This is a genomic window from Microvirga sp. P4_G7 (genome assembly GCF_056401005.1).
In genome coordinates this window covers 1-7,843 of the sequence record NZ_JBFUKD010000121.1, presented here as the reverse complement: position 1 = coordinate 7,843, position 7,843 = coordinate 1, and the positions used below count along the sequence as shown (strand labels likewise).

Sequence of the window (7,843 nt, the reverse complement as noted above, 5' to 3'; positions counted from 1 at the left end):
GGTGGGAGGCCAGCTTGCGCCGCCCGCTCGAAGAATCGCACTGCGAGCGCCGGATTTTGGTCCACGCCGCGCCCTTCGGCAACGCGTTGCGCCAACTCGAAAACAGCGCCCGCGTCGCCACCGACGACTGCCTCCCGCAGCACGAGCGGGGTTCCGGCCGGAATGTCGTCGAGAGTAGTCGGGTCGACGGGGGAAAACCCCGAGAACGTGGCCCGTGGCCCTTCGCTCAACGCGGCGGGACGGACGAGCGCACTTTCCGGAGACAGAAGCCCCGTCTTGACCTCTGCCGCTGCGAGCAGGATCGGCCCGCCGGCGATTTTCCCCTGTGGCTTTGCGAGGGCGTGCGGCTCGGCTGCCGCGGCCACATCAGGGCCACCCTCCGGCATGATAGCGGCGATCTGAACGGTTCCCGTCGCGATGACGAGAAGGGCCAGGCTCAGCAACAGGGGGCGCCGGTGCTGGTCGAGCGTCTGTCGAAGCCGTTGAATCAGGCTCGGTTGCGCGTGAGGTTCATCCTCGTCCGTGGGAGTGGGTTGCGGACGTTCGGAAGCGTCGGACGGGTTTTGCGAGCCGCGCCGGGCTGCAGCGATGAAGCTCGCGCGAATGGCGAGGTCCGCCTGGTCAGGTGACGACGCCAGGGGCGAAGGTGATTCTTGAGCCGGCTCGGGTTCGGGGGGCCGGATCAGCTCGTTTGCACTCGACGAAACTTCTTCGATCTGCGAGAGCGCGGCCGTGTGGAGGCGACGCACTGCGGCTTCGAGGCGGTCGGCCGAGGGCCGCCGGTCCGCGTGCTTCACCCCGAGAGAGGCGGACGCGTTTGGTGCGGATGGATCGTGACCGCGCCCGACAACCGCTTCGAGCGCGTCGTGAACCGCGCGAAGTGTTTGCTGAGTCTTCTTGTCGCTCCGATTGTGGAGGGCCTTGAGTTCGACGATCCCTTGCTTGAGCGCGTCCATGTCGGACGTATCTTGGTCGGACGTATCCCGAAAAGCGCTCGCAAGGGCGGTTTTGGCGGCATGCTCCGCGATGGCGGTCGCCTCGTTTCTCATATCGAGAAGACGTTGATTGGCGTCGTCCAAAATCACACGCGCGGGCTCGCTTCGTTCCTTCGAAAGCTGTTCGGTGAGGGAGTCGAGCCGTTCTTCGAGGGCGTCGAGATTGGGCGCCGACAACCCGTCGATTTTCTCACCGAGTAGTTGGAGAATTCCCTCAAGTCCCGAACGGTCGGTTTCCCGATCGCGCTGACGCTGCTGTTCCAACAGATCGAACCGTGCCAACAATGGCTGATGCGAGGGCTCTGGCCGATCGACGGCCGAATGGACGGCACCTGACAGCTGTTCGATGAGTGAGACGAGAGTATCGGCTCTGTCGGCGCGATCATCGTTCAAGGTACTGATCCGGTCAGTCAGCAGGGTCAGTTGGCGCGCGACAGGATTGAGGTTGATGGGTTGCGGGTCGGGACGATTGATCAGGATTTCGATGCGCTCGCTCAGGCCGTCCAGCCGTTCGGGGACATCGCTTTTTGCGTGTACGGCGGCCGTTCTCCCGAGAGCGGCGCAGATGTCCTCGAGAGACACCTTGAGAGCTGCGAAATCATGCCGACCGACCTGGTTCAGCCGCATCTCCGTCACTTGCTGTGCGAGAGATTTGATGTCGTTCGAAAGCGATTCGAGGTGTTGTGGTTCAGCGCGGCGCGTCAATTCCTGACGCATATCGAGGATCTGACCGCTCAGAAATTCGACGACGTTTCGATCGACGCCGCTCTCGGCAATCCGGTCGATGCGAAGTGCCAACGTTTCGAGTTCGGATGTGATACTCTGGTGAACGGCGCTGGATGTGCGTTCGGCAATCCGATTGATCTCTGTCTGAAGCTCGCCGACGATGTGCGCCACGCCCGCCGCATCGGCGGTTAGGCGATCTTCGGCGAAGACCACGGCGAGATCGCGAATGGTTTGGTCGAGCGAGCCGAGATCCTCACGGCTTGCCAAGTTACCGATGCTGACGCGAACCTCGTCGAGATCGTGCTTGATGGTCTCGATCGCGGGTGACAGGAGGCTGTCGACAGGCCGTTCGAGGCGCGCATTGAGCTGCCCCATATCGGATCGCAATCCCTCGAGAGCCTCGGATAGGGGCGCGAGCGCGGCCATGGCTTCGTGGACCGGAAAAGCGATTGTCGTAGGAGGGCGCTGTGCCTGATCGTTGCCAAGGCGACGTTCGACCGTATCCAGACGGTCTCGCAGGGCGTCAAGCGCTTCGGACAGGATTTCCGCAAGACTGTCTTCCCGGTCGTCGCGCTCGGGAGCGTAGCGACGGTCTTTTTTTCGCACCGCCCATGCCGACGGCCTGACGGGGAACACCTCTCGGGTCCCGTCGCTTCCTCTCGGAGAGGTGCGCGCCATCCGTGCGATGATCGCATCGATTGCCGAGGGCTCTTCCCGCGATGCCGTGGCCTCGCCGATTTCGCTATCGGTCAGGGCCGCGACCCACTCGGCGAGTGTTAGACCGGCGCGTCGGGCGGCCGTTTCGGCAGCTTCCCGAGTCTGTCGCTCCAGATCGTCAAGGTTCGCGTTTCGTCTCATGGCGCTCGTCGACTTGGGTCCTCGAACCGGCGTCCGCGGCTTTCAAGCCTGGCTGCCGTGCCGACCTTTTGCGGCCCAATCCAGCGAATCACATCGCCAGTTCGGACCGAGGCCGACCAGGGGACTGTTGGCGAACGTGGTAAAAAAGACGTTAAGGCAGAGGGTTAGCTTCGGTCGAGGAGACCCGGTCGCCGCATTTTACCCTTCGCACTACCTGTGCGCGAGGCCCGTGCAATTTCACACTTGGATTAGTAAAGTAAATGTTCTACCATTGCATTATGTTGAGGCCGTCGATCTGGAGGGAGGGCGGCAGCAAACGATAATGTGGGGCAACATGAACGCCTATAATCTTGAACAAACAACCGCTTCGGCAATTAAGCCGTTTGAGAACAGCAGTTCCTTTACGATCGGCGACCTGGCTCGCGAGTTCGGAGTCACGCTCCGGACGCTGCGGTTCTATGAGGACCGGGGACTGCTTTCGCCGCGTCGCGAGGGGCTGGCGCGGATCTACGACGTGCGGGATCGCGACCGGCTGGCCGTTATTCTGAAGGGAAAGCAGCTCGGTTTTACCCTTACGGAAATCCGCGCGATGTTGGCTGAAGAGCGCCTGGGCGAGGGACTCTCCGCCAACTTGAAGCTGTCGCTGGCTCAGATCGAGGACCAAATTCAGCATCTCGAGCAGCAAAAGGTCGAAATCGAGGAAGCTCTCCTCGAGTTGAAGTCGCGTCGGGCGACCTTCGTCGCTGCCGCCTGACCGTCGCTAAAGACACTTTCGTCGCATCATCGTCATGGGTGCCGCCAGGATATGGCGGCGCCCTTTTTCGTTTGGATCGCCTGGAACACGAGAAGGATCGACCTCGGGCCCTTCCTCAACGGCCATTGATGGTTTATATATGAACTATCTGGCGCCGAGACGGTCATCGAGGACGGATTGGCTGCGGTTTGCTGAGGAGAAGCGATCTATGCCGGTCTACAAGGCCCCCGTCGAAGACGCCCTGTTCCTTTTGAATGACGTCTTTCCCATCGCCCGTCACAACAATCTTCCAGGGTTCGGGGACGCGACCCCGGATATGTTGGAGGCCATCCTCGGTGAGGGCGCCAAGCTCTGTGAAGATGCTTTCGCGCCACTGAATCTGAGCGGCGACCAAGAGGGTTGCGTGCGTCGTGACGACGGCTCGGTGACCACGCCCAAGGGCTTCAAAGCTGCCTATGACGCCTTCAGCGAAGGCGGTTGGATGGGTCTGTCCGCACCGGAGGAATATGGCGGCCAGGGCCTACCCATGGTCCTCAACTCTGTGATGCAGGAATTCATGTCGGCATCCAACCTCGCGCTCGGCATGTATCCCGGCCTGACCCAGGGCGCGATCGCTGCTCTGCTGGTGCACGGCTCCGAGGCGCAGAAGCGTCTCTACGTGCCGAAAATGGTCTCGGGGGCCTGGACCGGAACCATGAACTTGACAGAAGCCCATTGCGGCACGGATCTCGGCCTTCTGAAGACCAAGGCCGTTCCGAACGGCGACGGGTCATACGCGATCACCGGCACCAAGATTTTCATTTCCGCCGGCGAGCACGACCTCGCAGAAAACATCGTCCACCTCGTCCTCGCGCGAATCGAGGGCGCTCCGGCCGGCACGAAGGGCATTTCGTTGTTCGTCGTGCCGAAGGTTATGGTGAACGACGATGGCAGCTTGGGTGCTCGGAATGGCGTTTCCTGCGGCTCGCTCGAGCACAAGATGGGCATTCATGGCAACGCCACCTGCGTCATGAACTATGACGGCGCCACAGGCTGGCTCATCGGAGAAGCGAATCGAGGCCTCAACGCCATGTTCGTGATGATGAACGAGGCGCGTCTGGCTGTCGGTGTGCAGGGCCTCGCTCTATCCGACGCCGCCTACCAGAACGCGGTCGCCTACGCGAAGGACCGCCTCCAGGGCCGCGCTCTCACGGGTGCCAAATACCCCGACAAGCCGGCTGACCCGATCATCGTTCACCCCGATGTCCGCCGCACCCTGATGTCGATCAAGGCGATCACGGAAGCGGCCCGCGCCCTCGTGGTGTGGACATCGCTGAAAAGCGACATCGCCCACCGCTCGTCCGATCCTGCCGAGCGGCAGGCGGCCGATGATCATATGGGACTTCTCACCCCGGTGGTGAAAGGCGTGCTAACCGACCTCGGCTTCGACAACGCGGTCAAGGCCCAGCAGATGTTCGGGGGGCACGGCTATGTCGAGGAATCGGGCATGTCGCAGTTCGTGCGCGATGCCCGCATCACCATGATCTACGAGGGGGCGAACGGAATTCAGGCGATGGATCTCGTCGGCCGCAAGCTCGGCAAGGACGGCGGGCGGGCCGTCATGGGATTTTTCAACGAAGTCGCTGCCTTCTGCCAGGACAATGCCTCCGACGAAACGCTGACCCCGTTCACGGCTCCTCTGCAGAAGGGCCTTGTCGATCTGCAGCAGGCCACCATGTGGTTCATGCAGAATGCGATCGCGAAGCCCGACAACGCCGGTGCCGGTGCAACCGACTATATGCACCTCTTCGGAACGGTCGCCATGGGATATATGTGGGGGCTGATGGCCAAAGCGGCGATCGCCAGGAAAGCTGAAGGAGACGGCGCTTCCGAGGCGATGGATGCAAAGCTCGTCACCGGACGGTTCTTCATGGAACGCATCATGCCGGAAACGGCGACGCGCCTCGTGCGGATCTCCTCGGGGGCCGACACCACCATGGCGCTCCCCACGGAGATGTTTTGATCGGCGCCTGCATTCCGAATTTTGAACAATCGCCGGATCGGATACGCCGGATCCGGGAACGACATGTCCGTCGAGGGAGAACGAAATGCCTGAAGCTTTTGTCTATGATGCTGTCCGCACGCCGCGCGGGCGCGGCAAGCCCGACGGATCGCTGCATGAAGTGACTTCCGTCGACCTCGCGGTGACGACCCTCACGGCCCTTCGCGAGCGTAACGATCTCGACCCAGCGCTCGTCGAAGACGTGATACTCGGTTGTGTTGATCCAGTAGCCGAAGCCGGGGGTGACATCGCGCGCGCTGCCGTGCTGAAGGCAGGTTTCGGAAAGGAAGTTCCCGGCATCCAGATCAATCGTTTCTGCGCCTCCGGTCTCGATGCGGTCAATCTCGCCGCCTCGCAGGTCATGACCGGCATGAAGGACCTCGCCATCGGCGGCGGTGTCGAAAGCATGAGCCGCGTGGGCATGGGCGCTTCCGGCGGTGCGTGGCCGGTCGATCCCGGCATCGCCATCTCGAGTTACTTTCTGCCGCAAGGCATCTCGGCGGACCTGATCGCCACCAAGTACGGTTTCTCTCGCGATGACGTGGACGCCTACGCGGTCGAATCGCAAAAGCGGGCCGCATTGGCGTGGGACGAGGGCCGCTTCAAGAAATCGATCATCCCGGTCAAGGACATCAATGGGATGACGCTGCTCGCCAAGGACGAGCACATGCGACCTTCGACCGACATGCAGTCRCTCGGGCAATTGAAAGCTGCGTTCGTGCAGATGGGTGAGATGGGTGGTTTCGACGCGGTGGCGATCGCGGCGCATCCCGAAGTGGAGGCCATCAATCACGTCCATCACGCGGGCAATTCCTCCGGCATCGTCGACGGCGCATCGGCCGTGCTCGTCGGCTCGAAGGAGGGCGGCGCGAAAGCCGGCTTGAAACCGCGGGCGCGCATCAAAGCCTTCGCGTCGCTCGGCTCCGATCTCGCCCTGATGCTCACGGGTCCCATCGAAGTGTCCGAGCTCGTGCTCAAGAAGGCGGGGATGTCGACCGCAGATATCGATCTCTTCGAGATCAACGAGGCGTTCTCGGCGGTCGTGCTGCGATACCTCCAGGCGATGGAGCTCGATCCGACGAAGGTCAACGTCAACGGTGGCGCCATCGCCATGGGCCATCCACTCGGCGCAACAGGGGCCATGATTCTCGGCACCGTGCTCGATGAATTGGAGCGCACCGGTAAGCAGACGGCCCTCATCACCTTGTGCGTCGCCGCCGGCATGGGCACGGCCACGATCATCGAACGAGTCTGAATCGAAAATCATTGTCGAGGATCGTCATGTCCCGCCGCGGCGACACGAATTGCCAATGGCTGAGACGAGATCGATCCAGGAGGATAACATGACGAGCTTCACCAACTTTCGTTTCGATGTCGATGGCGACGGAGTAGCGCTGGCGACCTGGGATATGCCCGATCGCTCGATGAACGTCATCACGCCGCAAGTGATGGAAGAGCTGCAGCAGATCGTTGAGACAGTGGCATCGAACGAGGCCATCAAGGGCTGCGTGATCACCTCCGGCAAGGAGGCGTTCTCCGGCGGCGCCGACCTCACCATGCTCCAGGGCCTCGGTGCGCAATACAAGAAACTCGCCAAGGAGAAAGGCGAGGACGAGGCGATGCGTTTCTTCTTCGAAGAATCGCGGAAACTCTCCTTGCTCTACCGCCGTCTCGAAACGTGCGGAAAGCCTTTCGCGGCGGCTGTGCACGGCATTTGTCTTGGCGGGGCATTCGAATTGTCGCTCGCTTGCCACTACCGTGTTCTCTCCGATGCCGACGCGACGCGGGTCGGCTTGCCTGAAATCAAGGTCGGTCTTTTTCCGGGGGCCGGCGGCACGCAGCGCGTATCGCGCCTGATGCAGACGGGTGACGCGTTGCAGATGTTGTTCAAGGGCGAGCAAATTCGTCCGCTGATGGCGCGCAACATGGGCCTCGCCCACGTCGTCGCGCCGCGCGCCGATATGGTCAAGACTGCGAAAGAGTGGATCAAGAACGGCGGTTCCGCGGAAGCGCCTTGGGACAACAAGGGGTTCAAGCTGCCGTCGAACAAAGTCTTCTCGGCCGCTGGCATGCAGATCTGGCCGGCCGCGAACGCGATCTATCGACGCGAAACGCAAGACAACTATCCCGCCGCTTACGCGATCCTCGAAGCGGTGTATCAGGGCCTGCAGCTGCCGATGGATCAAGCGTTGAAAGTGGAATCGCGTTGGTTCGCAAAAATCCTGCGTTCGAAGGAAGCGGCGGCCATGATCCGAACGCTCTTCGTCTCCATGCAGGAGCTCAACAAAGGTGCGCGGCGTCCCAAGGAGATTCCGCCGACGAAGTTGAAGACGATCGGAATTGTCGGCGCGGGATTCATGGGAGCGAGCGTCGCGTATGTCACGGCAAATGCCGGCCTCGATGTGATTCTCATCGATCGTGATGTGGAAGCGGCCGAAAAGGGCAAGGCGCATTCGCACAAACTGATGT

General features: G+C 61.7%; 5 protein-coding genes. 4 read left to right on the top strand and 1 reads right to left on the bottom strand.

All coding sequences use genetic code 11. The features are described 5' to 3' along the window. Positions 1-2,579 (bottom strand): coiled-coil domain-containing protein (locus tag AC1DT3_RS07910; protein ID WP_477464706.1); only part of this gene is annotated, 2,579 nt, incomplete at its 3' end. A 229-nt stretch (positions 2,580-2,808) separates the two neighbouring features. Here AC1DT3_RS07910 and AC1DT3_RS07905 point away from each other — a divergent pair. The 4 genes from AC1DT3_RS07905 to AC1DT3_RS07890 all read left to right on the top strand — a co-directional run. Next, entirely contained in the window at positions 2,809-3,333 is a 525-nt protein-coding gene (locus tag AC1DT3_RS07905) for a MerR family transcriptional regulator (RefSeq protein WP_477464705.1), read from the top strand. 208 nt (positions 3,334-3,541) lie between these two features. Next, entirely contained in the window at positions 3,542-5,335 is a 1,794-nt protein-coding gene (locus tag AC1DT3_RS07900; protein ID WP_477464704.1) for an acyl-CoA dehydrogenase C-terminal domain-containing protein, read from the top strand. 85 nt (positions 5,336-5,420) lie between these two features. Next, on the top strand, positions 5,421-6,629 hold the full coding sequence (locus tag AC1DT3_RS07895) for an acetyl-CoA C-acetyltransferase (RefSeq protein ID WP_477464703.1): 1,209 nt from the start codon (positions 5,421-5,423) through the stop codon (positions 6,627-6,629). Between the two features lie 88 nt (positions 6,630-6,717). After that, a partial coding sequence (locus AC1DT3_RS07890) for an enoyl-CoA hydratase-related protein (protein ID WP_477464702.1) occupies positions 6,718-7,843 on the top strand: 1,126 nt, incomplete at its 3' end.

What these genes read in the sequence shown, in the direction of transcription:
- AC1DT3_RS07900 (WP_477464704.1), top strand. Translation starts at nt 3,542, where the DNA reads ATGCCGGTCTACAAGGCCCCCGTCGAAGACGCCCTGTTCCTTTTGAAT.